The sequence below is a fragment of the Exiguobacterium sp. s50 genome, assembly GCF_018618175.1.
GTDB lineage: Bacteria > Bacillota > Bacilli > Exiguobacteriales > Exiguobacteriaceae > Exiguobacterium > Exiguobacterium chiriqhucha.
In genome coordinates, this window is sequence record NZ_JACSLP010000006.1 from 190,759 (window position 1) to 214,823 (window position 24,065).

At 53.4% G+C, this 24,065-nt stretch carries 24 protein-coding genes; 21 read left to right on the plus strand and 3 right to left on the minus strand.

The annotated features are described in order from the left end of the window. Positions 1-126 precede the first annotated feature (126 nt). From panB to KNP68_RS10550, 11 genes are all read left to right on the plus strand, one after another. Positions 127-963, plus strand: a complete 837-nt coding sequence (panB, locus tag KNP68_RS10500; RefSeq protein ID WP_021067219.1) for a 3-methyl-2-oxobutanoate hydroxymethyltransferase — start codon at positions 127-129, stop codon at positions 961-963. Continuing rightward, positions 960-1,790 carry a pantoate--beta-alanine ligase gene (gene panC / locus KNP68_RS10505; RefSeq protein ID WP_214755837.1) on the plus strand — a complete coding sequence of 277 codons (831 nt, stop codon included), beginning with the start codon at positions 960-962 and terminating at the stop codon, positions 1,788-1,790. Before panB ends, panC begins: the two co-directional genes overlap by 4 nt. A gap of 5 nt (positions 1,791-1,795) precedes the next feature. Next, on the plus strand, positions 1,796-2,179 hold the full coding sequence (gene panD, locus KNP68_RS10510; protein WP_021067221.1) for an aspartate 1-decarboxylase: 384 nt from the start codon (positions 1,796-1,798) through the stop codon (positions 2,177-2,179). A 107-nt stretch (positions 2,180-2,286) separates the two neighbouring features. Further along, positions 2,287-5,097, plus strand: coding sequence for an ATP-dependent DNA helicase DinG (dinG, locus tag KNP68_RS10515; RefSeq protein WP_214799537.1), 2,811 nt, complete (start codon positions 2,287-2,289; stop codon positions 5,095-5,097). A 66-nt stretch (positions 5,098-5,163) separates the two neighbouring features. Then, the gene (locus KNP68_RS10520) at positions 5,164-5,349 is read left to right on the plus strand and encodes a YpmA family protein (protein WP_021067223.1); all 186 of its coding nucleotides are present in this window, start codon (positions 5,164-5,166) and stop codon (positions 5,347-5,349) included. A gap of 29 nt (positions 5,350-5,378) precedes the next feature. Continuing rightward, entirely contained in the window at positions 5,379-5,822 is a 444-nt protein-coding gene (locus tag KNP68_RS10525) for a hypothetical protein (RefSeq protein ID WP_236355676.1), read from the plus strand. A 21-nt stretch (positions 5,823-5,843) separates the two neighbouring features. Continuing rightward, positions 5,844-7,031: a pyridoxal phosphate-dependent aminotransferase gene (locus KNP68_RS10530; protein WP_214755844.1), complete on the plus strand. Its 1,188-nt coding sequence runs from the start codon at positions 5,844-5,846 to the stop codon at positions 7,029-7,031. 20 nt (positions 7,032-7,051) lie between these two features. Next, positions 7,052-8,353, plus strand: coding sequence for an asparagine--tRNA ligase (asnS, locus tag KNP68_RS10535; RefSeq protein ID WP_021067226.1), 1,302 nt, complete (start codon positions 7,052-7,054; stop codon positions 8,351-8,353). 59 nt (positions 8,354-8,412) lie between these two features. Beyond that, positions 8,413-9,000 (plus strand): DnaD domain-containing protein, encoded by a 588-nt coding sequence (locus KNP68_RS10540; RefSeq protein WP_021067227.1) that lies wholly within the window; start codon positions 8,413-8,415, stop codon positions 8,998-9,000. Beyond that, entirely contained in the window at positions 9,000-9,662 is a 663-nt protein-coding gene (nth, locus tag KNP68_RS10545; RefSeq protein ID WP_021067228.1) for an endonuclease III, read from the plus strand. Before KNP68_RS10540 ends, nth begins: the two co-directional genes overlap by 1 nt. A 105-nt stretch (positions 9,663-9,767) precedes the next feature. Continuing rightward, a complete protein-coding gene (locus KNP68_RS10550) occupies positions 9,768-10,994 on the plus strand; it encodes an MFS transporter (RefSeq protein ID WP_214799539.1) in 1,227 nt (408 codons plus the stop codon). A 37-nt stretch (positions 10,995-11,031) separates the two neighbouring features. Here the strand turns inward: KNP68_RS10550 and KNP68_RS10555 are convergent, their stop codons facing one another. Continuing rightward, positions 11,032-11,883, minus strand: coding sequence for a DUF3800 domain-containing protein (locus tag KNP68_RS10555; protein WP_021067230.1), 852 nt, complete (start codon positions 11,881-11,883; stop codon positions 11,032-11,034). Positions 11,884-12,236: 353 nt separating this feature from the next. Between KNP68_RS10555 and recU the strand changes: the two genes are divergently transcribed. The 8 genes from recU to KNP68_RS10595 all read left to right on the plus strand — a co-directional run bounded on the left by recU (position 12,237) and on the right by KNP68_RS10595 (position 20,989). Further along, positions 12,237-12,833 carry a Holliday junction resolvase RecU gene (gene recU, locus KNP68_RS10560; protein ID WP_029595649.1) on the plus strand — a complete coding sequence of 199 codons (597 nt, stop codon included), beginning with the start codon at positions 12,237-12,239 and terminating at the stop codon, positions 12,831-12,833. 21 nt (positions 12,834-12,854) lie between these two features. After that, positions 12,855-15,479, plus strand: coding sequence for a transglycosylase domain-containing protein (locus KNP68_RS10565; RefSeq protein WP_214799541.1), 2,625 nt, complete (start codon positions 12,855-12,857; stop codon positions 15,477-15,479). A 90-nt stretch (positions 15,480-15,569) separates the two neighbouring features. Beyond that, positions 15,570-16,130 (plus strand): hypothetical protein, encoded by a 561-nt coding sequence (locus KNP68_RS10570; RefSeq protein WP_251128618.1) that lies wholly within the window; start codon positions 15,570-15,572, stop codon positions 16,128-16,130. 14 nt (positions 16,131-16,144) lie between these two features. Continuing rightward, positions 16,145-18,394 carry a DEAD/DEAH box helicase gene (locus KNP68_RS10575; RefSeq protein ID WP_021067234.1) on the plus strand — a complete coding sequence of 750 codons (2,250 nt, stop codon included), beginning with the start codon at positions 16,145-16,147 and terminating at the stop codon, positions 18,392-18,394. After that, positions 18,391-19,548: a ribonuclease H-like domain-containing protein gene (locus KNP68_RS10580; RefSeq protein ID WP_214755849.1), complete on the plus strand. Its 1,158-nt coding sequence runs from the start codon at positions 18,391-18,393 to the stop codon at positions 19,546-19,548. The genes KNP68_RS10575 and KNP68_RS10580 overlap by 4 nt, the downstream gene beginning before the upstream one ends. After that, entirely contained in the window at positions 19,545-20,090 is a 546-nt protein-coding gene (locus tag KNP68_RS10585) for an SLOG family protein (protein WP_214799543.1), read from the plus strand. The genes KNP68_RS10580 and KNP68_RS10585 overlap by 4 nt, the downstream gene beginning before the upstream one ends. Before the next feature lie 5 nt (positions 20,091-20,095). Further along, positions 20,096-20,395 carry a cell division regulator GpsB gene (gene gpsB / locus KNP68_RS10590; protein WP_021067237.1) on the plus strand — a complete coding sequence of 100 codons (300 nt, stop codon included), beginning with the start codon at positions 20,096-20,098 and terminating at the stop codon, positions 20,393-20,395. An 18-nt stretch (positions 20,396-20,413) separates the two neighbouring features. Then, the gene (locus tag KNP68_RS10595) at positions 20,414-20,989 is read left to right on the plus strand and encodes an NERD domain-containing protein (RefSeq protein WP_021067238.1); all 576 of its coding nucleotides are present in this window, start codon (positions 20,414-20,416) and stop codon (positions 20,987-20,989) included. A 118-nt stretch (positions 20,990-21,107) separates the two neighbouring features. Here KNP68_RS10595 and KNP68_RS10600 read toward each other — a convergent pair whose 3' ends face one another. Beyond that, positions 21,108-21,401, minus strand: coding sequence for a hypothetical protein (locus tag KNP68_RS10600; RefSeq protein WP_021067239.1), 294 nt, complete (start codon positions 21,399-21,401; stop codon positions 21,108-21,110). Positions 21,402-21,496: 95 nt separating this feature from the next. On the opposite strand from KNP68_RS10600, the gene KNP68_RS10605 reads away from it, so the two are divergent. Next, positions 21,497-21,745 (plus strand): hypothetical protein, encoded by a 249-nt coding sequence (locus KNP68_RS10605; RefSeq protein WP_021067240.1) that lies wholly within the window; start codon positions 21,497-21,499, stop codon positions 21,743-21,745. A 35-nt stretch (positions 21,746-21,780) separates the two neighbouring features. On the opposite strand, the gene KNP68_RS10610 is transcribed toward KNP68_RS10605, so the two are convergent. Next, positions 21,781-23,313 carry an FAD-dependent monooxygenase gene (locus tag KNP68_RS10610; protein ID WP_353048235.1) on the minus strand — a complete coding sequence of 511 codons (1,533 nt, stop codon included), beginning with the start codon at positions 23,311-23,313 and terminating at the stop codon, positions 21,781-21,783. 155 nt (positions 23,314-23,468) lie between these two features. Here KNP68_RS10610 and KNP68_RS10615 point away from each other — a divergent pair, with 155 nt between their 5' ends. Further along, entirely contained in the window at positions 23,469-24,047 is a 579-nt protein-coding gene (locus tag KNP68_RS10615; RefSeq protein ID WP_371819368.1) for an NUDIX hydrolase, read from the plus strand. Positions 24,048-24,065 lie beyond the last annotated feature (18 nt).

Consider the following 24,065-nt stretch of genomic DNA (forward strand, 5'->3'; position numbering starts at 1 on the left):
TGCCTTGATCATTTTGACAGGGACAGAAGGACACTCATCTACTTGAGATTGTTTTCGTGCGCCTTCTTACCATTCGTGTAGGAAGGCGTTTTTTCTAACCTGTCTCCACATTAGGAGGAGAACTATATGCATACGATGACTTCGTTATTGAAGAAGATGAAGCAAGAAGAGAAATTGGTCATGTTGACCGCCTACGATTACCCGTCCGCAAAACTGGCCGAGGCTGCAGGCGTCGATATCATTTTAGTCGGGGACTCGCTCGGGATGGTCGTGCTCGGTTACGATTCGACGATTCCTGTGACAATCTCGGACATGGTCCATCACGCGAAAGCGGTTCGCCGCGGGGCCCGTGACACGTTCGTCGTCGTCGATATGCCGTTCGCGACATACCACGGTGATTTCGACCGCACGCTCCAAGCGGCCGCGACGTTGTTCCAAGACGGACAAGCCGATGCGATTAAACTTGAAGGGGCTGGCGAGGTGCTTGAAACGATCGAGCGTCTGACGAAAGTCGGTATGCCGTGTGTCGCCCACCTTGGCCTCACTCCGCAATCGGTCGGTGTGCTCGAAGGTTATAAAGTACAAGGCAAATCGCTCGAAGACGCAGAACAGTTGATTGCCGATAGCCTCGAGGCGGAGCGGGTTGGCGCGAAGATGCTCGTCCTCGAATGCGTGCCACATCAATTGGCCAAAAAGATTGCCGAGGCGCTCAGCATCCCGGTCATCGGAATCGGTGCGGGTGCCGATGTGGATGGCCAAGTACTCGTCTATCACGATATCTTGAAATATGGCGTCGACCGCCTTCCGAAGTTCGTCGAGGCATATGCCGACGTGAATGAAGTGGCGACGACGGCAATCCGCAATTACGTCGATGCGACGAAAGACGGCTCGTTCCCGCTCGAACGGCACACGTTCACGATGGATGAGTCATTGCTCGACACGCTCTACGGGGGCAAGGCATGAACATCGTCACGACCCCACGTTCGTTACAAGAAGCATTGACAGGTGTCGGGACGATCGGTTTCGTCCCGACGATGGGTTATTTGCATGAAGGGCACCTCAGTCTCGTCGAAGCGGCCAAGTCAGAAAACGACCTCGTCGTCATGAGCATCTTCGTCAACCCGACCCAGTTCGGACCGAACGAGGATCTCGACCGCTATCCGCGTGATTTCGAGCGGGACGAGGCACTCGCCCGCGAGGCAGGTGTCGACGTCTTGTTCTACCCGAACACGGAGACGATGTACCCGCTCGACATGGCACGTGTGACGGTGCGCACCGGCGCTGATGTATTATGCGGGGCCAGTCGTCCCGGTCATTTCGATGGCGTCTTGACCGTCGTTTCGAAACTGTTCAATCTCGTCCGTCCGACCCGCGCTTACTTCGGGTTGAAGGATGCGCAACAGGTCGCTCTAATCGAAGGCTACGTCCGCGACTATTTCGTCCCGGTCGAGATTCGCCGCTGTGCGATTATCCGTGAACCGTCGGGCCTTGCGAAATCGTCCCGTAACGTCTATTTATCGGAGTCAGAGAAGGTGGATGCGAGTGACATCAACCGTGCCTTGATCGAGGCGCGAGACGCCCTTGCGCAAGGTGAGGCGATTCGAGACGTGATGGAACGGCTCGAGGACCGCTTGAGCAACATTCCGAACAGCACGATCGACTATGTCGAAATCAAAGACTATCCGACGTTGACCGAGGTGACCTCCGCGTCAACCGAACTATTGATTGCTGTAGCGGTGCAGTTCGAACGGGCCCGCTTGATTGATAATGTGATTTGGAAGAGAGGATGAATCCAATGATTCGAACATTTATGCACGCAAAACTACACAAGGCGACCGTCACCGAGGCGAACTTACATTACGTCGGCTCGATCACGATCGATGAAGATTTAATGGATGCGGTCGGGATCATGGAAAACGAGCATGTCCACATCACGAACAACCATAATGGGGCTCGCATCGAGACGTACGTCATCAAGGGCGAACGAGGTTCAGGTGTCGTCTGTTTGAACGGGGCTGCGGCCCGTCACTTCCAAGTCGGGGACGTCGTCATTATCATGGCGTACGGTCAAATGACGGCCGAGGAAGCGAAACAACATCGTCCGAAAGTCGCCGTCTTGAACGAGCGAAACGAGATCGATCAACTTCTATACGAAGAAATCGCCCATACGATTTTATAAGACAAACGGGGATGTCCGCGAGAGGCATCCCCGTTTTTTCGTGTATCGTTCTATGGTAAGATGAGACAGACAGAAAGCACGAGCGTGCCGAAGATGGGATGGATGTTATGGACACCTATGTGATAGTGGATTTGGAGACGACTGGTCATTCCGTCAAGTCCGGCGACGAATTGATTGAATTTGCGGCGGTGGTCGTTCAAGGGAGTGAAGTGATTGAGCGCTACAGTACCTTGATTCGTCCGAGTCGCCCGATCCCGCCTTTTATCACGCAGTTGACGACGATTACGAATCAAGACGTGGCGGAAGCCCCGACGTTTGAGGAAGTGATCCCAGATATATGGAAGATGCTAGACGGGCAGATTTTTGTCGCCCATAACGTATCGTTTGATTTGAATTTTTTGAATGAAAGCTTAGAGTTGGCCGGGTATATCCCGTTCCAGGGCCGGGCCATCGACACGGTCGAGCTGGCACGGATTCTATACCCGACGCTCGAGAGCCACGCACTTGAGTCGCTCGCCGAGACGTTCAACCTCGTCCACACCGACGCGCACCGCGCGCTCAGCGACGCCGAGGCAACGGCTGAACTGTTCGTTCGCTTGGTCGAGCGGTTGCGCGCGTTACCGCTCGTCACGCTGAAACAATTGCGGCGGTTGTCCGAGTCGTGGACGAGCAACGTCGAGCCGCTGCTCGATGAGTTGATCATTCAAGTCGGGATTCGAGCCGACGACGAGACGACGTACGATATTCATCGGAAAATCGCACTGAGACGTCTCGTCGACACGTTCGAACCCGCCGTCGAACGCGAGCCGTTCGAGCCGTTCCTTCACCGGACGATTGAAGAGACGCTCCCGGCATTGTTCGGGCAATTCGAACCGCGTCAAAGTCAATTCGAGATGATGCGCCACGTCTATAAAGCGCTCGATGACGAAGCGACACTGTTAATCGAGGCGGGAACAGGGACCGGAAAAACGTTGGCGTATTTGATTCCGAGCGCCCATCACGCGCTCGAGACGAAACGACCGGTCGTCGTCAGCACACATACGATTCAATTGCAGGAACAGCTGTTGACTCGAGATTTGCCGATTTTAAAAGCGATTTTCCCTGAAGTCGAATTCACGTTGTTGAAAGGGAGACGCAATTACATCGACCTCCGCAAGTTCGAGATGATTCTCGAGGAGGCGAACGAAGGCTTGCTCCCGGCGATGTGCAAGGCGATGGTACTCGTCTGGTTGACCGAGACCGTGACAGGCGACTTGGAAGAGTTGTCGCTACCGGGTGCGGCGTCACAAGGGCCGGCCTCGTTCAAACGGCTCATCCAAGCCGACGCGGCCTCGGACTTCGGGCGTTTCGACCCGTGGTATAGCCGGGACTTCTTCACCCGGGCCGTCTTGCGCTCGAAAGAGGCCGATATCATCGTGACGAACCACGCCTTATTGTTCTCTGATTTGCAGCATCAGGCCGGGATTCTTCCGACCGATACGCCGCTCATCTTAGATGAGGCCCATCAAGTCGAGGAAGTCGCGTCGCATCACTTCGGTGTGACGTTCGACGCGATTCAGTTCGACCGCTTGTTCAAGTGGTTCGGTTACGGCGCCGATGGCAAGTTCCATTCACGCGTGCTCGGACTCGCTGATTTGACGGCCGTCGCGGAAGAAGCCGAGGCGTTCAGCAAGGCGACCGATCAAGCGCTCGCGCGCGTCGACGATGAACTGAACGATTTGCTCACGGCGCTCCAGTCGCTCGGTAAAAAGCGGGAGCAACGTCAAACCGTCCGCTTCGAGCGGGAAGGGGAGCCGTTCCGTCCGATTCGGGAAGTGGCGAAGCGACTCGAAGACCGTCTGCGGACACTCCGGACGACGCTCCGGCAACTGCATCGGCTTCTCGATGAGCATAAAGAACATATGACGTTCAAACAACGGGCCGTGCTCGGGGATTTGAAGGCGTTCATCGGGGACGTGCGCGATATCGAGAGCGTGCTCTACGAGACGATGCTCACGCGGGATGACGATGCTGTCAGTTGGGTCGAACTCAACCTGGCCAACCGTAAGTTGACTTCGGTGTATACGCAACCGGTCGAGATCGGTCCACTCTTGCATGAACGACTGTTCGCCAAGCGTCCGACCGTCTTGACGTCGGCGACGATGACCGTTTCGGGCCGATTCGGATTCATCGAACGCCGTCTTGGACTCGACGGCGAAGATGTCCGTCGCGTCGTCCTGGCGTCACCGTTTGATTTCAAGAAACAAGCGAAACTGTTTGTGCCATCCGACATCCCGCTCATCAACGAGGTTCCGTTGCCGCGGTTCGTCGAACAGATTGCAGGCTCGATTGCCCAAATCGCCAATGTGACGAAAGGACGGATGCTCGTCTTGTTCACATCGAACGAATTGTTGCGCTTGACGCATGAGGCCGTCAAAGACCAGCTTGATGAGGGCTATACGCTCCTCGCCCAAGGCGTCAGCGGCGGATCACGTAGCCGTTTGACGAAACAATTCAAGCGCATCGACCAATCGATTTTGTTCGGGACGGCCAGCTTCTGGGAAGGCGTCGACATTCCGGGCGAGGCACTCACTTGCCTCATTATCGTCCGACTCCCGTTCGCCCCGCCCGACCAACCGGTCATGCAGGCGCGGTCCGAGAAAATCGAGGCGACAGGCAAATCGTCATTCTTCGAGCTGTCACTCCCGCAAGCGGTCATCCGCTTTAAACAAGGGGTCGGCCGTCTGATTCGCTCGAAAGAGGATTACGGCGCCATCTTCGTCTTCGACCGTCGTGTCGAGACGACCCGTTATGGGAAGCAGTTCATTAACAGTTTGCCGGCCGTCGACCGAATCGACGGTCCGCTCGAGACCGCACTCGCCGAACTGGAGCTGTTTTTAGACGAGAAAGAAAAGACCGGCCTAGGAAATCAGAGATAACGCTAGGCATCGTGATATTATCGTTTTATAATAATGGGTATAGTGTTTTTTGAAGGAGGAGTAATCATGAATTCGAATATCGAGACGTTGGCGACGGTTCGAATCGAGCCGACGGCAGATGTATACAAAATTGTCGACTTGTTGAACCGCACGTTGAAGGGCCAAGATTTAATGTTCGGTCTTGCTTTAGAGAAAAAAGTGAATGATCCGAAGAAAGAAGAGATGGTGTTCACCATCTATCGGACGGAATGACACGGAAGACCAAAGTAGTGGTTGCGTTCATGACGGCACTCATCGGTGTCGTCATCGTATTTAGTGGCATCTATTGGTTCACGGTCGGTCATACCGAGCGCACGAAAGACAAGATGATCGAGGCGGCACGCGAGCGTCTCGAGACCGAGCAACCGTCCGTCAACATCGAACGGGCCGAGCTGTATAACGGGACGGAACCGTACGTCGTCTTCGAGGAGACGGATCAAGTCCAGTTCGTGCCAGTCGATGACAAGTTGCCGATTGTGACGCGTGACATCGCGTCGGTCGACCTCGATCAAGTCTGTGCCGAATCGGTCACAGAAACGGGCGGGTCACTCGTCAGCTGTAAATACGGGTTTGACGAACGGGCCTTGATTGAGGTCGTGACGAAATCGGGCGCATCGTATACGTATTCGTATTATACGCTCCAAGCGGGCGAATTTATTCGACGGGTCCAATTGACGGACTCGTAACGAAACCAAGGGGGAGTTTTTGTGGAACATCTATTGGCACAACGTGTAAAGCAGTTGACACCTTCAACGACACTCGCCATCACAGCGAAAGCGAAAGCGTTAAAGGCTTCGGGACAAGACGTCATCGGCCTCGGCGCCGGGGAACCGGATTTCAATACGCCGGAACGTATCATCGAGGCAGCCTGTCAGGCCGCGCGCGATGGTGACACGAAGTATACGCCATCAGGCGGGACGGTCGAATTGAAAGACGCGATCATCGAGAAGACGAAGCGCGACAGCAACTTGACGTTCACGCGTGCGGAGGTCATGGTCGCCTCAGGTGCGAAGCATGCCCTCTATACATTGTTCCAAGCGATTTTAGATGAAGGCGACGAGGTCATCATCCCGGTACCGTACTGGGTCAGCTATCCGGAGCAAGTGAAGCTCGCGGACGGTGTCCCGGTCTACGTCGATACGAACGAGTCGACGATGTTCAAATTGACGCCAGAGTTGCTCGAGGCGGCCATCACGGATCGGACGAAAGCGGTCATCTTGAACAGTCCGTCGAACCCGACCGGTATGATTTATACCGAGGCCGAGCTGTCGGCACTCGCGGACGTCATCAAACGACACGACTTGCTCGTCGTCAGTGACGAGATTTATGAGAAACTCGTCTACGGCGATGCGGAGTTCGTCTCGATCGCGACGCTTCCAGGGATGTTGGAGCGGACGGTCATCATCAACGGCGTCTCGAAGTCACACGCGATGACCGGATGGCGCATCGGTTATGCGGTCGGCGATAAGACGATTATCGAGGCGATGACGAACCTCGCATCGCACTCGACATCGAACCCGACGTCAATCGCTCAAGCGGCGGCGGTCGAAGCGTATAACGGGCCACAAGACGACGTCGAGATGATGCGTGTCTCATTCGCGGAACGACTCGAGATCGTTTATGAGCGTTTGATTGCCATCCCAGGCATCACATGCTTGAAGCCGCAAGGCGCATTTTACTTATATGCCAACGCCAAAGAGGCGGCATCGATGAGCGGGTACGACTCGGTCGACGCATGGTGTGAGGCCGTGCTCGGCGAAGCGTTCGTCGCCCTCGTCCCAGGCTCAGGTTTCGGACAGGACGACTACGTCCGCTTGTCTTATGCAACAGAATTGAAACGGGTATTAGAAGCGCTCGATCGAGTAGAAGACTTCATTACACGTAACGCTCGATAAGCGAAAGGATGGATATGGATATGACAACAATTTCAATCAGCCAATTTAAAGATTACGAAGGCCAGACGGTCCGCGTCGGAGCCTGGATCGCCAACAAACGTTCGAGTGGAAAGATCGCTTTCCTTCAACTTCGTGACGGGAGCGGTTTCGCTCAAGCCGTCGTCGTCAAAGCCGATGTAGCCGAAGAGTTGTTCGCGCTCGCTAAAGGCGTGACGCAAGAAACTTCGGTCTGGGTCACGGGTACGGTCAAATCGGACGGCGGACGCACGCCGCTCGGCTTCGAGCTCGAAGTGACGGCGATGGAAGTGATCGCGGAATCGGTCGACTATCCGATCACACCGAAAGAGCACGGCACCGAGTTCTTGATGGACAACCGTCACCTTTGGCTCCGTTCGCGTCGCCAGCACGCGATCATGAAAGTTCGTAACGAATTGATTCGGGCGACGTATGAGTTCTACAACCAAGAAGGTTTCGTGAAAATCGATCCACCAATCATCACGTCGAGTGCACCGGAAGGCACGACTGAGTTGTTCGAGACAGATTACTTCGGACAACCGGCCTACTTGTCACAAACGGGCCAGCTATACATGGAAGCTGCCGCGATGGCACTTGGCAAAGTATTCTCGTTCGGACCGACGTTCCGCGCCGAGAAATCGAAGACGCGCCGCCACTTGATCGAGTTCTGGATGATCGAGCCGGAGATGGCATTCTTCGACCACGACATGAGCCTCGAGCTCCAAGAGCGCTACGTCTCGTATATCGCCAAATCGGCGCTCGAGAACTGCCGCAACGAATTGGAACTGCTCGGACGCGACTTGTCGAAACTTGAGAAAGTCCAAGCACCGTTCCCGCGTGTCCGTTACACCGATGCGATCAAGTTCTTGAAAGACGAAGGCTTCGACGACATCGAGTACGGCGACGATTTCGGTGCCCCGCACGAGACGGCCATCGCCAACGCGCATGACCTCCCGGTGTTCATCACACATTGGCCGAAAGACATCAAGCCGTTCTATATGAAAGTCGATCCGGAAAACCCGGAACTCGTCCTCTGTGCCGACTTGATCGCACCGGAAGGCTACGGCGAGATTATCGGCGGTTCGCAACGTGAAGACGATTACGACCGGTTGAAAGAAGAAATCATCAAAGAAGGTCTCGATGAGACGGACGCGTACGACTGGTACCTCGAACTCCGCAAATACGGATCGGTCCCGCACTCTGGCTTCGGTCTTGGCCTTGAGCGTACGGTCGCCTGGATTAGCGGAATCGAGCATATCCGCGAAGCGATTCCGTTCCCACGCCTCTTGAACCGCATTCACCCATAATCGCCAATCGGGGATGACTTCGTCTTCCCCGATTGATTTGTCTAGAAAGGATGTGCGACATGGATGCACATAATCTAATCAAGCTGTTCGAACAAAATCCAGTCGTCGTTCCGAGAAAATTGTTCACGGAGGCGCGTCGCCTCAACTTGAGTCCGGTCGAGTTCAATCTCGTCATCCACTTGCTTGAGATGACGGGGGAAGGCATTGAGATGCCGCTTCCGAGCGAACTCGGAGACCGGATGAACGTGGCCGAGAGCGAGGCTCGTTCCGTCTTGCTCGGCTTGCTCCAAAAAGAGTTGATCGCCATCGATGCGTCGACCGAGGTTGAACGATACAGTCTGCTCCCGTTGTTCCTTGCACTCGAAGAAGGGGCGACACCTGAAAAGTCGGCTCATTCTTTAAATGAGAACATCATTCATACGTTTGAGCGCGAGTTCGGGACGATTACCCCGTTCGAGATCGAACAGATTGTCGGTTGGTTGACCGAGGACGGCTTCAGTGAAGAGCTGATTATGGCCGCGCTTCGGGAAGCAAAGCTTCGCAACGTACGCAACTTTAAATATATGGACAAGATTCTCAGAGTGTGGCAAGACCACAACGTCGAGTCACTCGAGGACCTCGTCGATTATCAACGGAGGAAAAAGTGATGTTGACGAGAGCCCAATTGACCGAAGTGTCTGACACGATGCGTCGCATGTTTCCGGACGCCCACTGTGAGTTGACGCACCGTAATCCGTTCGAGCTTGTCGTGGCCGTGGCGTTATCGGCGCAGGCGACCGATGCACTCGTCAACAAAGTGACGCCTGGTCTGTTCGAGACCTATCCGACCGTCGAATCGATGGCTGCGGCTGACGTCGCCGACATCGAGGCGTTAATCAAGCGCATCGGTCTCTATCGGAACAAGGCGAAAAACGTGAAGGCGCTCTCGATGCAAATCGTGGAACGTCACGACGGGATCGTCCCGTCGGATCGCGAATCTCTCGAGGCGTTGCCTGGCGTCGGACGGAAGACGGCGAACGTCGTCTTGTCCGTCGCGTTTCACGAACCGGCATTCGCCGTCGACACGCACGTCGAGCGCGTCTCGAAACGTCTCGGCATCTGTCGTTGGAAAGATAACGTCCGTCAAGTCGAGGACACGCTCATGAAGAAGTTCCCGCGCGAAGAATGGTCACAGCTCCATCACCAGTTCATCTTCTTCGGCCGCTATCACTGCAAAGCGCAACGTCCTGCTTGCGAGACATGTCCGCTGCTCGATATGTGCCGCGAAGGGAAGAAACGAATGAAGTCCAAGCAAGCGACCGGACAATGAACGGAAGCGTCTTCCTGATCACGAAATCGGGAAGACGCTTTTTATACGTACGGGGGTATTTTTTGATATACTCAATCCAGCAACCAGTTGGCAAGGAGGATGTATATGAATCAACCACGTATCGGCGTCCGAGAAAATCGATTCAATTTTATACTGCTCGTCGTGACAAACTTCTTTGTCGGATCGATGGTAGGGCTTGAGCGGACAATCTTGCCTATTATCGGAGAAGAGGATTTTGCTCTCATCTCGACCAGTGCGGCACTCTCGTTTATCATCAGTTTCGGATTCTCGAAGGCGGTCGTCAATTACTTCGCAGGAGCCATCGCCGACCGATACGGTCGCAAAAAAGTGCTCATCTTCGGTTGGGCAATCGGGCTCCTCGTTCCCGTGCTCGTCATATCAGCATCGGCATGGTGGGTGATTATCGTGGCGAACGTCTTGCTTGGGGTCAACCAAGGGCTGACGTGGTCGATGACGGTCAATATGAAAATTGATTTGGCCAAACCGACGGAGCGGGGACTGGCGGTCGGACTGAATGAGTTCGCGGGTTATATTGGCGTCGCCGTGATGGCGGCGGTGTCCGGGATGGTTGCCGTCACATACGGCAGTCGGCCGGAACCGTTCTACATCGGTGTAGTCGTCGCCTTGATCGGTCTCACGTTATCGTTGTTCGTCCGCGATACGACGAAACAATTACAGCTTCAGTCTATAGGTCAACCTGAAAAGACACGTTCGCCGAAACAGGTATTCCTGGCGACGACATGGAGAGATCGTTCGCTCTCAAGCCTGACGGTAGCCGGTCTGTCGACCAATTTGAAGGACGGCATGGCATGGGGCTTGTTCCCGATTTATTTTGCCGCCCAAGGGCTGAGTCTCGCGGAGATCGGGCTGATCGTGGCGCTCTACCCCGCGGCATGGGGCTTCTTTCAACTGTTCACCGGTGTGTGGAGCGACCGCATCGGACGAAAAGGGTTGATTGTCGCAGGGATGTGGGTTCAGGCCGGCTCGCTATGGGCGATTCTCGTCATGACCGACTATTGGCAATGGGTGTTCGCAGCGGTCATGCTTGGCATCGGGACGGCGATGGTCTATCCGACGCTCCAAGCCTCAATCAGTGACGTCGCCGAACATTCGTGGCGCGCCTCGGCGATGGGCGTCTATCGTTTTTGGCGCGACAGTGGCTATGCGTTCGGGGCTATATTCGCCGGGCTGTTGACCGATGTCTTGTCCATCGGCTGGGCAATCGGATTGGTGGCCGTGATCCCGTTTTTGGCCGGCCTCAACGCGCTCATTCGTTTGCGGGAGACGCTCCCGGGCTTGCGCCGAACATAAAAACTGCCTTGCCGAATGATGATCGGCAAGGCAGTTTTTAGTGATTCCACGGATGGTCGCTCCATTCGCGGCGCTTTTTCGTAATCGGTACTTTTTTGAATCCCCAGTTGCGGAAATCTTGGTCAGGACTTTCTTTACGAATGTAAATCTTGTCCTTGATGGCTTTGAAGATGCGGTTCTCATCCCCATAATGGACGAACCGTGGTTTTACTTCGATGACGCCGCGACGCACGCGCGAGAGCGGGAGGCAGACGAGGTCAGCGATTTCGAGACCTGACTGATACACCGTGTTCTGCTTCTCTGAAAAGATGAAGCCTTTGATTTTTTGACGGCTCTTCTCGACGTCGAGATGGACCGTCCCCGAATTGAAGATATCGAAGAACGCTTTTTGGATGAGCAAGTTCTGATAGTCATCCCGTGACTCCAAGACGACGCGGGCGCTGACGGCTTCCGTCTCTTCCAAAAACGCATAGAACGACTTCATCAAATGAGCGAATGCGACGACGTACGGGTCTTTCGGTGTCGAGTAGAAGTCATGGAGCTTTTGTTTATCGACCTCGACGCTGACGATCGTACAGTCGATATCGCGCAAGAAATCAGGCAACTTGTTCCAGAAATCACGAAGCATATCGATCGTGATGCCGTCTTCTTTCCCGTACGGATGCTCGGCTTTTAAAATCTCTTTTAAATGGAGCGGGATATTTTCTGTCTTGAACACGTCACGTTTGAAGGCGTGTAACCGACGTTTCAATTCGCAAGGCATGCCGGCCTCGTCGGCATCAATCGCATATTTATATTCCATCAATACGCCGGTCAGATTGAATTGCGTGTTCCCCTTTGGCGTTCCCGTCTCATCGACGAACATGACATACTTCTTTTGTGTTTCCATCTTACTCCTCCAACCATGGCTCTACTGCTTATAAAAGCGGGCCTGCTAATTGTTTATCAACCTTGGTTTACACTATTTATTGCACACTTTTTAGAAACTTCCGTCAATCTGCGTTTAATCCGCCCTGATTATGGCTAATAAGTAGAAGACTTATTTCAGAAAAATAAATAGCTTCTCCGTAACAAGGTCGTGTCAATTTGACTACACAATGCACTACATACTAGTTTAACATACGGGAGTTTGGTACGATATGGATTGCGGAAAATCCACACAGGAGTCGAGCGACAGAACTCGACAATCAGACTTCAGACGGAAGGAACGGCTGGGCGAACCTGTTAAACTAGATATTAGGGGTGACGACATTGTTCCATTATCCAAACGGAAAAAAGCCGCAACCTTCGGCTGGGCCGGCCCGATCGAATCCGCAGACGTATGCGAACCGAGGCATGAACCTCGAGACGCTACTGAACGACACGAACGAGTTTTATCGGCTCCACAGCCGGGCGGTCATCCATAAGAAACCGACGCCGCTGCAAATCGTGAAAGTCGATTATCCGAAACGGAGCGCGGCGAAAGTGACCGAGGCGTATTTCAAGCAAGCATCGACGACCGATTATAATGGGGTGTATCGCGGCAAGTATATCGATTTCGAGGCGAAAGAGACGAACAATAAAACGTCGTTTCCGCTCGGAAACTTCCACGACCACCAAATCCATCACATGCGCGAGTGTGAGCGGCATGGAGGGATTTGTTTTGTCATCATTCGGTTTAGCCGCTATAATACGCAATATGTGTTATCAACGGAGCAATTATTAGTCTGGTGGGAACAGCGCGAATCAGGACGCAAGTCGATTCCGCTCTCCTATATCGAGCAAGAAGCAATTGAAGTTCCAACCCGGGCGATGCCGGCCATCGATTATTTGACGGCGATTGAAGCATGGCTCGATTGAAATAGAAGGAGTGAAGCGTGAATGGAACGAAGTCGGATGGCACGTCGACAAGACACGACGAGCAATAAACGTAAACCAGCGGCCAAAAAGCCGAAACCAAAAGCGAAGAAGTCGAAGTTTCGGCGCATAATAACGATTTTAGGGATTTTATTCATCATCGGCGTCATCGCCGGCGGCGCATACACCGCGTATGCGATCGCGACAGCACCACCGCTCGATGAAGAGAAATTGGTCGATACGTACCCGATTCAGCTGTTATCGGCTGAAGGTGAACCGCTCGAAGAAAACGGACAGATTCGCGAGTACGTCTCAATTGACGATATCTCGGAAGTGATGCAACAAGCGGTCATCTCGATTGAGGACCGTCGTTTCTATGAACATAACGGGGTCGACTTGCGTCGCATCGGCGGCGCCGTGCTCGCGAACGTGACCGACGGCTTCGGGGCCGAAGGTGGTTCGACGATCACGCAACAGCTCGTCAAGCAGTCGTTCTTATCAACGGATAAAAAGTTGAAACGGAAACTGCAAGAGCAGTGGCTCGCCATCAAACTTGAGCGCGAGTACACGAAAGAACAGATTTTAGAGATGTACTTGAACAAAAACTATTACGGTTCAGGGGCATGGGGTGTCCAAGCGGCTTCGAAGACATACTTCAATAAGCCGGTCTCGGAAGTGAACTATCAAGAGGCGGCCATCTTGGCCGGTCTCCCGCAACGTCCGAGCGCCTATGATCCGATCAGTGGTGACCAAGAACTCACGCGTTACCGTCAAGAGCAAGTGCTCTCTTCGATGAAGCGTGACGGTCACATCACGGAAGAACAGTACAACGAGGCGCTCAACGTCGAGATTGCGGACATCATCTCACCAGGTGCCCAGTCAGAAGAAGAGTCGTATACACGTTCGATTTACGCCCGCGTCCAAGCCGAGCTCGAGGAAGACTACGGTCTCGAGCAGGCCGATATTTACGGGACGGGCTTGAAAGTATATACGTCAATCAATAAAGACTTGCACACGAAGTTCAATAGCGACATTAAGAACGATAACGTCAACCTTCCAACAAGTGAGTTCCCAGAAGATCTTCGTATGGGTGCGACCGTGCTGAATACGAAGACGGGTGAAATCGTCGCCGTCATTGACAGCGAACAAGCGAAACAAGGCGATAAGAACTATCGCGACTATTCGCGCGAGAAACGCCAAATCGGTTCCACGGCGAAGCCGTTCTTCGATTACGGTCCAGGGATTGAGAACGCACAGTGGTCGACTGGGAAAATTTTGATGGATAAACCGTTTCCTGAAGATGAGTTTAACCCGAAAAACTATTACTTGGATTACCGCGGTGCCAACACGATGCGCTACTACTTGACGATTTCCGGTAACACCCCGGCCGTCCGTGCCTTCTATGAAGTGCGTGATGAGTTCGGTCAAGAAGCGATTCAATCGTTCGTCGAGAACGTCGGCATCGAGCCGTCGATGTCAGGCGACGAGATGAACGCCTCGAACGCGCTCGGGACGGCGGAAGCAAGCACGACGCAAATGGCAGCCGCCTATGCCGCGCTCGGCACGAACGGAATGTATACGAAACCGCACTTGATTCAAAAAATCGAGTTCAATGACGGATCGACGATCAATTCGCCAATCAAGGCGAAGCAGGCGATGGAAGACTATACAGCGTATATGTTAACGGACATGCTCCGTGACGTCGTCAGCGGTTCGAACGGGACGTATGAGCCGGGCGCGTTCCCATGGGACGTCGCAGGTAAGACCGGGACGACGAACAAGGACATGGACAAATGGTTCACCGGCTATACGACCGATTACTCGATTTCAGTATGGTCGGGACGTTCAAGTGCCACACCTGAATCGGTGATGGATCCGAACTACGCCCAGTACTACTTCGAGTATATGATGCAAGAAGTGACTAACGCGACGGGACAACCGGACCGCTTCCAGCAACCGGAATCGGTGCTCTCGCTCGGCAACGAACTGTACGTCAAAGGGACGAAACCGAAAGATTTACAGCCGGATAAACTGACCGCTCCGACCGGCGCATCGATTGACTACGATGTGCCAGGTGAGACAGGCACACTCTCGTGGTCGTATGACACGCAAGGTGTACAAGCCGCTGGCTATCAAGGTCTTTCGTTCACCGTGACGGAGACACGTCCCGACGGTAGCGAACGTGTCGTCGGGACGACCGAAGACACGAGCATCGCTATCGCCGGTCTGGCGGAAGGGCAGACTACGTTCACGATTGTCGCCAACGCGACGAATGCGCTCGTCGGCGATCAACAATCGAGCCCGCTCCAAACGTCTTATACGGTCGAACGAGGCGAAGAGCCTCCGGCCGAAGAGGAAGAAGAACCAGCCACGGAAGAGACGCCGCCTGAAGAGGAAGGCGAACCGACCGATGGCGAAAATACTGAGAACAACGGCAATAACGAGAATAATGAAAACAGCGAAAACAATGAGAATAACGGCAACGACACGAACACCGAAGACGAGAATACGGAACCACCGACCGAAGAAGAACCACCAGCCGATGAGACTGATGGGGAAGCGGATACGAATGGAGACGTCAGCCGTCAATCGACAGACTCGAATAGCCAGGGTAACGGCAACGGGAATGGCAACGGTGGTCGTGACTAAAACCGACTCACAGCAAACAGGGCGACATCAGCGCCCTGTTTTTCTGTTTCGTTTGCTATAATGAAAAGAAAGCGAATAGGATGGTGACACATGGTACAACTCTCACTGAAACGCAAGATGAAAGTGTTGTTTGTGATCGACCGACTGCAAGACGATGATTTAGGTATTCCGTTACACGGTATCAACGGCTTGAAAATGAGCCGATTGCTCGTCGAGGAGTCGATTCCGTTCGGACGTTTGATTGATGATCAAGCTGTGGCCGAGGCCAGTGGCCATCCTTATTTGAAACGAATCGGCGTCGAGACGATGTTCCTCGGCGACGAAACATTCTATCCAGAACTTCTGCGGGGCAAGCGTCAAGCGCTCTCGACGCATGAAGATTATCATAAAGCGGTGCAGCGTTACACGAAACACTTGCAAGCCGTTCATTCGAAATGCACGAAGCTACATACCATCGTCTTGTTCGGACGGTCGACGCAACGGTTGTATGACGATGCGATCATTCGACTCGAAGAAGAGAATGGACATGTTGCCGACGCCTTCAAAGAAATGGATGTGCTGCGTTTACCTGCTGTCCATCGGCTCGTACGCGATGAACGGATCGGCGAAGTGAAAGCAATCGTGGAGCGACTCGCACCTTCGAAATCGTAAAGAAGGTGAACCTCATGCGGAAAAAACGTTCCGTGGAAGAAATGATCCATACGCTCAAGACCGACCCGGGCTTTTCTCAAAACGTGACACATTGGCATACAGTCGAGGCGAAACCGGCCCGCTACGCACCGATTCCGTCGAGTGTGCCGCCAGATCTCGTCCGGGTGCTGCATGGCCGGGGAATTGAACAACTGTACACCCATCAAGCCGAAGCAATCGAGCAGACGTCGCGTGGGAACTCGACGGTCATCGTCACACCGACCGCATCCGGGAAGACACTCTGTTACAATCTACCCGTCCTGTCGAAAATGATTGAACAACCGAACGCTCGGGCGCTCTATTTGTATCCGACGAAGGCGCTCGCGCAAGACCAAAACAGCGATTTGATGGAGATGGTCGAAGCGCTCGAGGGCGACTTGCGTTGCTTCACCTATGATGGCGACACGGCACCGGCAGCCCGAACGAAAGTACGGGACGCCGGCAATATCGTCATCACGAATCCAGATATGCTGCATTCCGGCATCTTGCCGCATCATACGAAATGGATTCGCTTGTTCGAGAATTTGGAGTATATCGTCGTCGATGAGCTTCATACGTATCGCGGCGTGTTCGGTAGCCATGTCGCCAACGTCTTCCGCCGCCTGAAACGGATTTGCGCCTATTACGGGAGTCATCCGAAATGGATTATGACGTCGGCGACGATTGCCAACCCGGTCGAGCTGGCTGAACTGTTGACGGAAGAAGACGTCGTCCTCGTCGACAATAACGGTGCGCCACAAGGCAAGAAGCATTTGATTTTCTATAACCCGCCCGTCGTCAATGAAGCGCTCGGCATTCGCCGAAGCGCGACGCTCGAGACGAAGCGCATTGCCTCAAAATTGGTCGAGGCGGACATCCAAACAATCGTCTTCGCCCGCTCACGCGTCAGGGTCGAGGTGTTGTTGACGTATTTACAAGAATTGACGCGGCGCGAGCTCGGTCCAAAGTCGATTGTCGGGTACCGAGGCGGTTACTTGCCGTCGGAGCGTCGCGAAATCGAGCGCCGGCTCCGTAACGGGGAGATTAAGGCCGTCGTCTCGACGAATGCGCTTGAACTCGGCGTCGATATCGGTCAATTGCAAGCGTGTGTGTTGAACGGCTATCCGGGAACGGTCGCCTCGATGTGGCAACAAGCCGGCCGGGCCGGACGCCGTCATTCCGAGGCGCTCGTCATCTTCGTCGCCTCATCGTCATCGCTCGACCAACTCGTCGTCGAACAGCCCGATTTGATTTTAGACCGGTCTCCGGAAGCGGCTCGTCTCGACCCGAACAATTTAATCATCCTCGTCGACCATATGAAATGTGCCGCCTTCGAACTGCCTTTCCAGAAAGGGGAGCGGTTCGGCACGGTCGAGACGGAAGAGATTCTCGATTTCTTGACGGACGCCCACATCTTGCACGAACGGGCCGATAAATATTATTGGATGACTGATGCGTTCCCGGCCCATGACATCTCGCTTCGGACGAGTGACCAAGAGAACGTCGTCATCGTCGATCAAACCGCGAAGAACCAAGTCATCGGTGAGATGGATACGTTCAGCGCGATGACGTTGCTCCACGACGAAGCCATCTATTTACATGGCGCCGAACAGTATCAAGTCGAACGTCTCGACTTCGAAGAGAAGAAAGCGTACGTCCGACGCGTCGACGTTGACTACTATACGGACGCCAATTTGGCAGTCGAACTGAAAGTGTTGGAAGAGAACAAGACGACCGGCGTGAAGACGTTCGGGGAAGTGTCGGTCATCGCGATGGCGACCCTGTTCAAGAAAATCAAGTTCGGGACGCATGAGAATATCGGTTCCGGACCGATTCACTTGCCGGAGCGGGAACTTCATACGACCGCGACATGGTTCACGCTCGACGAACGGTTCGCCTATTCGGAAGCCGACATGGAAGACCAGCTCGAGGCGGTCAGCGATCTGTTACGACGCCTAGCCCCGCTCTATTTGATGTGTGACACGCTCGATCTGTTCACGACGATTCAAATGAAAGCGACCCATACGAATAAACCGACCGTTTATTTATATGACCGCTATCCGGGCGGCATCGGGCTGAGCGAAGCACTTTATCGCGACGCCGATGAGGTCTTGGATGCGGCCATTCGAACGGTCGACGATTGTCCGTGCGAGAGCGGTTGTCCGCGCTGTGTCGGAATGATCGGCTACGGTGACTTTAAACAGCAGGTCGTCAGACAGTTGCAAGCATTGAAAGGAACGATATGAAAGCAAAACTATCACGACTCATTAAAACGAATGAACCGAAACAGGTGACCGTGACGCCGGACGACGTTGAACAGGCGAAGTGGCGCGAGCGCGGCGGAGAGATTTTGACGTTCGAACAAGAGTGGTGCGTCCGCTTGAAACAGATTTATCCACTCGATGAGACGTATCATGATTATACGTTCGGAGAGGCGAAAGCCTCGCTCGCGACATCGACCCATCCGTTCTTTCAAGTCGATGTGCCATCTGAACAGGTATTGTTCATGGACACCGAGACGACCGGGCTTCGCGGCTCCGGCACCTCAATCTTTTTAATCGGCTTCGCGCGCTTCCAAGACAATCATCTGGAGATGATTCAGTACGTGTTGCCGCACCCGGCATTCGAGACGGCGTTCTACTATCACTTCTTGAATGACATCGGCGACGAGGTTCGTTTCGTGACGTATAACGGCAAGTCGTTCGACTGGCCCCAAATCAAAACAAGGCATACGTTTGTCCGTTCGAAAGTGAAGGCGCTCCCGGCCGTCGGCCACGTCGATTTGTTGCATGCCTCACGTCGTCTGTTGAAACCGACACTTGAATCGGTCTCGCTTAAAGCGGTCGAGGCCCACTTCGGTCATGCCCGGATGGACGACATGCCTGGCTTTTTGGCGCCGATGCACTATTTTCAATACGTGAAAGAACGGGAACCGGATATCATCCAGCCCGTCATCGAACACCACCATGCTGACTGTTTGAGTCTTGTCTCACTTTATAAACGTCTCTGTCATCTCGTCGAAGCCGATGAAACGCCGTTTGGGGAAGAGCGGGCCCACTGGTTGAACGATCTCGGTAACGCCGAGGCGGCGCTTCAAGAATATGAGCGGCTTGAACAACCGACGAAACGTGCCTTGATGCGTCAAGCCCTGCTGTTGAAACGGACCGGCCAGATGGAGCAGGCGTTGCCGCTGTTCGAACAGGTCGGTACGGTCGAAGCATTCGTCGAGTTGGCGAAATATGCCGAACATCATCAAAAAGACATCAACCGAGCCATCACGTTCACCGAGCAGGCGCTCACGCTCTCGGAACGGAAAGAGACGGTACTTCGACAGACCGCCTTGACCGAGATGCGGGCACTCCGTCATCGGATGAATCGGTTAGAAAGGAAGCGGTCATGAAAGTTGTCGCCATCACAGGATATCGGCCACATGAGCTCGGCATCTTCAAAGCCGACCATCCTGGCATCGATATCATCAAGGAAGCTTACGAGCGAAAAATAATGGAAGCAATCGAGCTTGGGGCCGAATGGTTCATCTTTAGTGGCACGAACGGTTGTGAATTGTGGGCGGGAGAAGTATTGTTAGAGTTAAGAGAATCTTATCCAATCAAAATTGCCGTGTTTCCACCTTTTTTACAGATGGAAGAGAAGTACAAGCCGTTTGAACAAGAACTGTTCATCCGCTTGCAGCTCGAGGCTGACTTTTTTGAACCGCTGACCCAACGTCCGTTCGAGGACCCGAGCCAATTGCGCGCAAAAACCGCCTTCTTTTTGGACAAAGCAGCAGGATTAATCACGCTGTATGACGAAGAGACGGGGGGAAGCCCTCGTTTTCTCGTCGAAGGGGCTAAACGAAAACACCAGATGGAGTTATTCTTGATTACGCCGGAAGAGTTACGTGTAATCGAAGAAGAAAAACAATGGGAACAACATTGGGAGTGAAAATCATGCAGACCGAACTAACAGCTGAAGCCATTTATAAACAAGAATTCAAAACCGCCCTCCGTGGCTACTCACAAGAAGAAGTCGACCAGTTTTTGGACGTCGTCATCCGCGATTACGAGAAGATGACGAAAGAAATCGAACGGTTGCGCCAAGAGAACGAGTCGCTTCGTCGCGGTTCGAACGAACAAGCAGCAGAACCGGTCAAACCGGCCCAGCCTGTCGCGTCGAACTATGACATGTTGCGACGCATCTCGAATTTAGAAAAGGCCGTCTTCGGAAAACAGGTCGGTCCAAGCGAATAAAGGGAGGAGGTGGAGAAGATGTTACAAGTATTGACGGCCGTCAAGAAAGAACCTGAGAAACGACAGACGAAAGGCTTGTTCCGCACGAAAGAAGAAGTCATCACACCACCGAAATCGTACACGGACGAGATCGTCGAGATCATTCGTCATACATGTCGCTTTGATTGGATGATGATTGAACACGTCCAGCTCGGCGATGACGTGCTCGATTATGTGTTGGTCGGACCGAAGGGCGTCTTTTTAGTCCGCATCAACCGGACGACGTCGGCCGTCCATATGACGAACCGGGATTGTCGTCTCGAGACGCCGCTCGGTTGGAAAAACATCTATCCGCATCCGATGGAAGAACTTGAGCGGATGACGAAGCACGTCCGGAGTGTCTTGAAGAGGCAATGCGGACAAGCTGTTCCCGTCACGTCATTTTTAATATTCCCGGAGACACCACGTCTCAAAGTGGAACGCATCAAAGCGAACTGTGCCGAGACGTTCGATGTGATTGACGATGTCATCACGAAGACGAAGCTCGAGCTGTTGTCTGAGGCGACGATTAAACACATCGCCTACTATTGCTCGGAGCGGCAAGTACATAAATGAAAATGGCGCTGAAGAGTCAGCGCCATTTTCATTGTGCCCGGTCGGACAAATACAAAGGCTGCAGACGATGTTAATGTCTACAGCCTGACAAAACGGCGCTGTAGCTTCAGCGCCGTTTTCATTTCAATAATTGTCGAGCCTTCTGTTCATCTTTGCGATGGACGAACAAGGCGACCCGGTCGTCCAAGTTTTTGGCGAGCGGGCGGAACAGGCGACCGGTCGGCAAACCGTGCTCGACGCGACACGTGATGCCTTGTTCTGTTAAGTACGTATAGTCGTCAAGCAGCGCCTCGCCTTGTTTGCCGAACGCCTCACCGAAGCGGACCCACTGCAAATTGCGGACGGCGCGGATCGAGACGAGCACAACGAATGTGATGCCTAAGACGATAATTAAAATAGTTTCCAAATTCAAAGCGTTCAACCCCTTCTTTACATAATTTTAAGGGCGCAACCGCTTGAAAGCAACAACGATGGACCGGTATACTCAAAAGAAAGTGGGGGATGACTATGAAAACAACGATTCAATCGCGTCGCGAAGCCGTGACGCTGCTAGAAGACAAGCACGTGCTCTATATCCGCATCCATAACGGACAGACCGGGATGATCAAACAGACCGATGATGGCATCATCGTCGCAATCCCGAATGAAGAGACGGACAAAGTCGATTTTCGCAAGTTGGAAGATATCGAAGCGTTTGAGGCGTTTTATGACTTGACGCTGTCGAAACCAGGGACGCTTTATTACAATCAAGCGTAAACAAAAGCTCCACTCAAATCCGAGTGGAGCTTTTGTTATGGGGACGGCAACCAAGCTGCCATTGTCGCTTGTAGCGCTTCTGGGCGAAGGTGCCGCTGCTTGTGGAGCAGATAACCGTCTGGACGGATGACGAGGACGCCGCGTTTCATGAACAGCGATTTCGCGAGCTCGTTGCCTTGATCGAAGAAGGGACGGCTCGTCTTCGACAGCGTGATGATTTGGAAGAACGATTGATGGTCGTTCAAATAGTCATACAACGCGCTCGCGTCCCGTTTATCGTCGTCGAGCACGAGCACTTGGAAGCGGCCGTCGGCGACTTCTGAAATCTTCGTGCGGAGCCCGTCGTCCGTCCGGATAATCTCGATCTCCGGGAAAATTTTGCCTTCGGTGACGCGTAAGAACGGGACGCGGGAATGTCCAGGATACGACAAGTGTAACTGGGCAATCCGTTCCGTGATTTTTTGGTTGATGAGATTGACGCGCGTAAAGACGTCGGCGCCTAGCGCTTGGAACGGCAGTAGGACTGGGAGCGTCGTCTGCAACACTTCGGTCGCCACGTTCGTCGTCTGCAGGACGTTACGGGCCACATGTTCGCGCTCATCGCGATATGAATCGACGACGCGGAACGGGGCACCCGCCTTCAAATGAAGCCACAGCTTCCAGCCGAGGTTGAACGAATCGGCGATGCCGGTATTCATCCCTTGTCCGCCGACAGGTGAATTGATATGGGCGGCGTCACCCATGAGAATGACGCGATTGTGAATGAATGAGTCAACCATGCGGTTATGGACCCGGAACAATGAGAACCATTCGACCTCGTCGATTTCGACATCCATATGGCTGCGCTGTTCGATCAACTCACGCAATTCCGCCTCGCTGAACGACTCATCGCTCGCGAGATTGCCGGTGATGCGAATCGTGTCGTCCGTGAGCGGGAAGACTTCCAATACACCGCGGTCCGAAAAGAAAATATGCACCTCTTCACGCGAGATGTTCCATTTGGCTTTCATGTCGGCGAGCACCCACGATTCCTTGAACGATTTTCCGCTGAACGGCAGAGCGAGCATGCGTCGAATCGAACTGTTCGCTCCGTCGGCCGCCACGACATATTTGGCCTCGATTGTCCGGTTTGAGTCTGACTCCAAATGTGCGAGCACACGAGACGGGTAATGAGTCAGTGACACGAGCGCTTCGCCACGCTGGACGTAATGCCCGTGCTCGTTTAACGCCGCCTCGAGAATTGCTTCGGTCTCGTTTTGACGGAGCAACGTCACGAACGGATAGGGCGTGACGAGACGGGAGAATTCGAGCTTGGCCGTCCATTGCCCTGAAAAATATAGATTTCCTTTCTCGATGGTCCGCGCCCGGTCGAGCACTTCTTTGGCGACATCGAGACGAGAGAAGACTTCAATCGTCCGCGGTTGAATCCCGATGGCGCGGGAGTTGTTCGACGGTGTCGTCTTGCGATCGATGATTTCAAATGAGATTCCATATCTGGCTAACGTCAGCGCGAGCGTGAGTCCGGTCGGGCCCGCCCCGACAATCAATACATCAACTTGTTTGTCCACCACATCTACCATCTCCTATCATTAATAATGATATTTCCGACATTTGATGCGTTTAAACGAGGAGACAACGGTGGAACTGTAGAAACATAGAGAATGAGGTGGAGAACATGAAACAATCGTGGATCACGGAACAACAATTGCGTGACAGTTTTTCGATGGAAGAGAATTATGAACAGACGGCTGCCGTATTGATTCCTTTGGTCGAGGTCGATGGAGCGTGGCATGTCATCTTTGAAGTGCGCGCCCATACGATGCGGCGCCAGCCTGGAGAAATCTCATTCCCGGGCGGCCGTCTCGATCCTGGCGAGACCCCGGTCGAGGCGGCTGTTCGTGAGACGAGTGAGGAGCTATTGCTCGCGGTGGAAGAGATTGAAGTTATCGGTCGCCTGCAACCCCTCGCAACGCCACATCGGCAACTGATCTATCCGTTCGTCGGAGTGATTCCGAAGCTCCCAGACGTCCGTCACACCGATGAAGTCGACCATCTGTTCTCAATCCCGGTCGAGACGTTGCTGTTGCTCGACCCGTTCCACGGCGAGATGGAATGGACGATGAATCCTGATCAAAATATTCCGTTTGACCGGATGGCGAATGCTAAAGCGTACGAAAAACGGGTAATTAAAATGAGAGAACCTTTTTATGAACATGAAGACTACATTATTTGGGGATTGACTGGAAAAATTTTGACACAATTTATTAAACGGCTTAAAGAAAACGTATTCAAACCGATATAATTTCGTTATAATGATAGA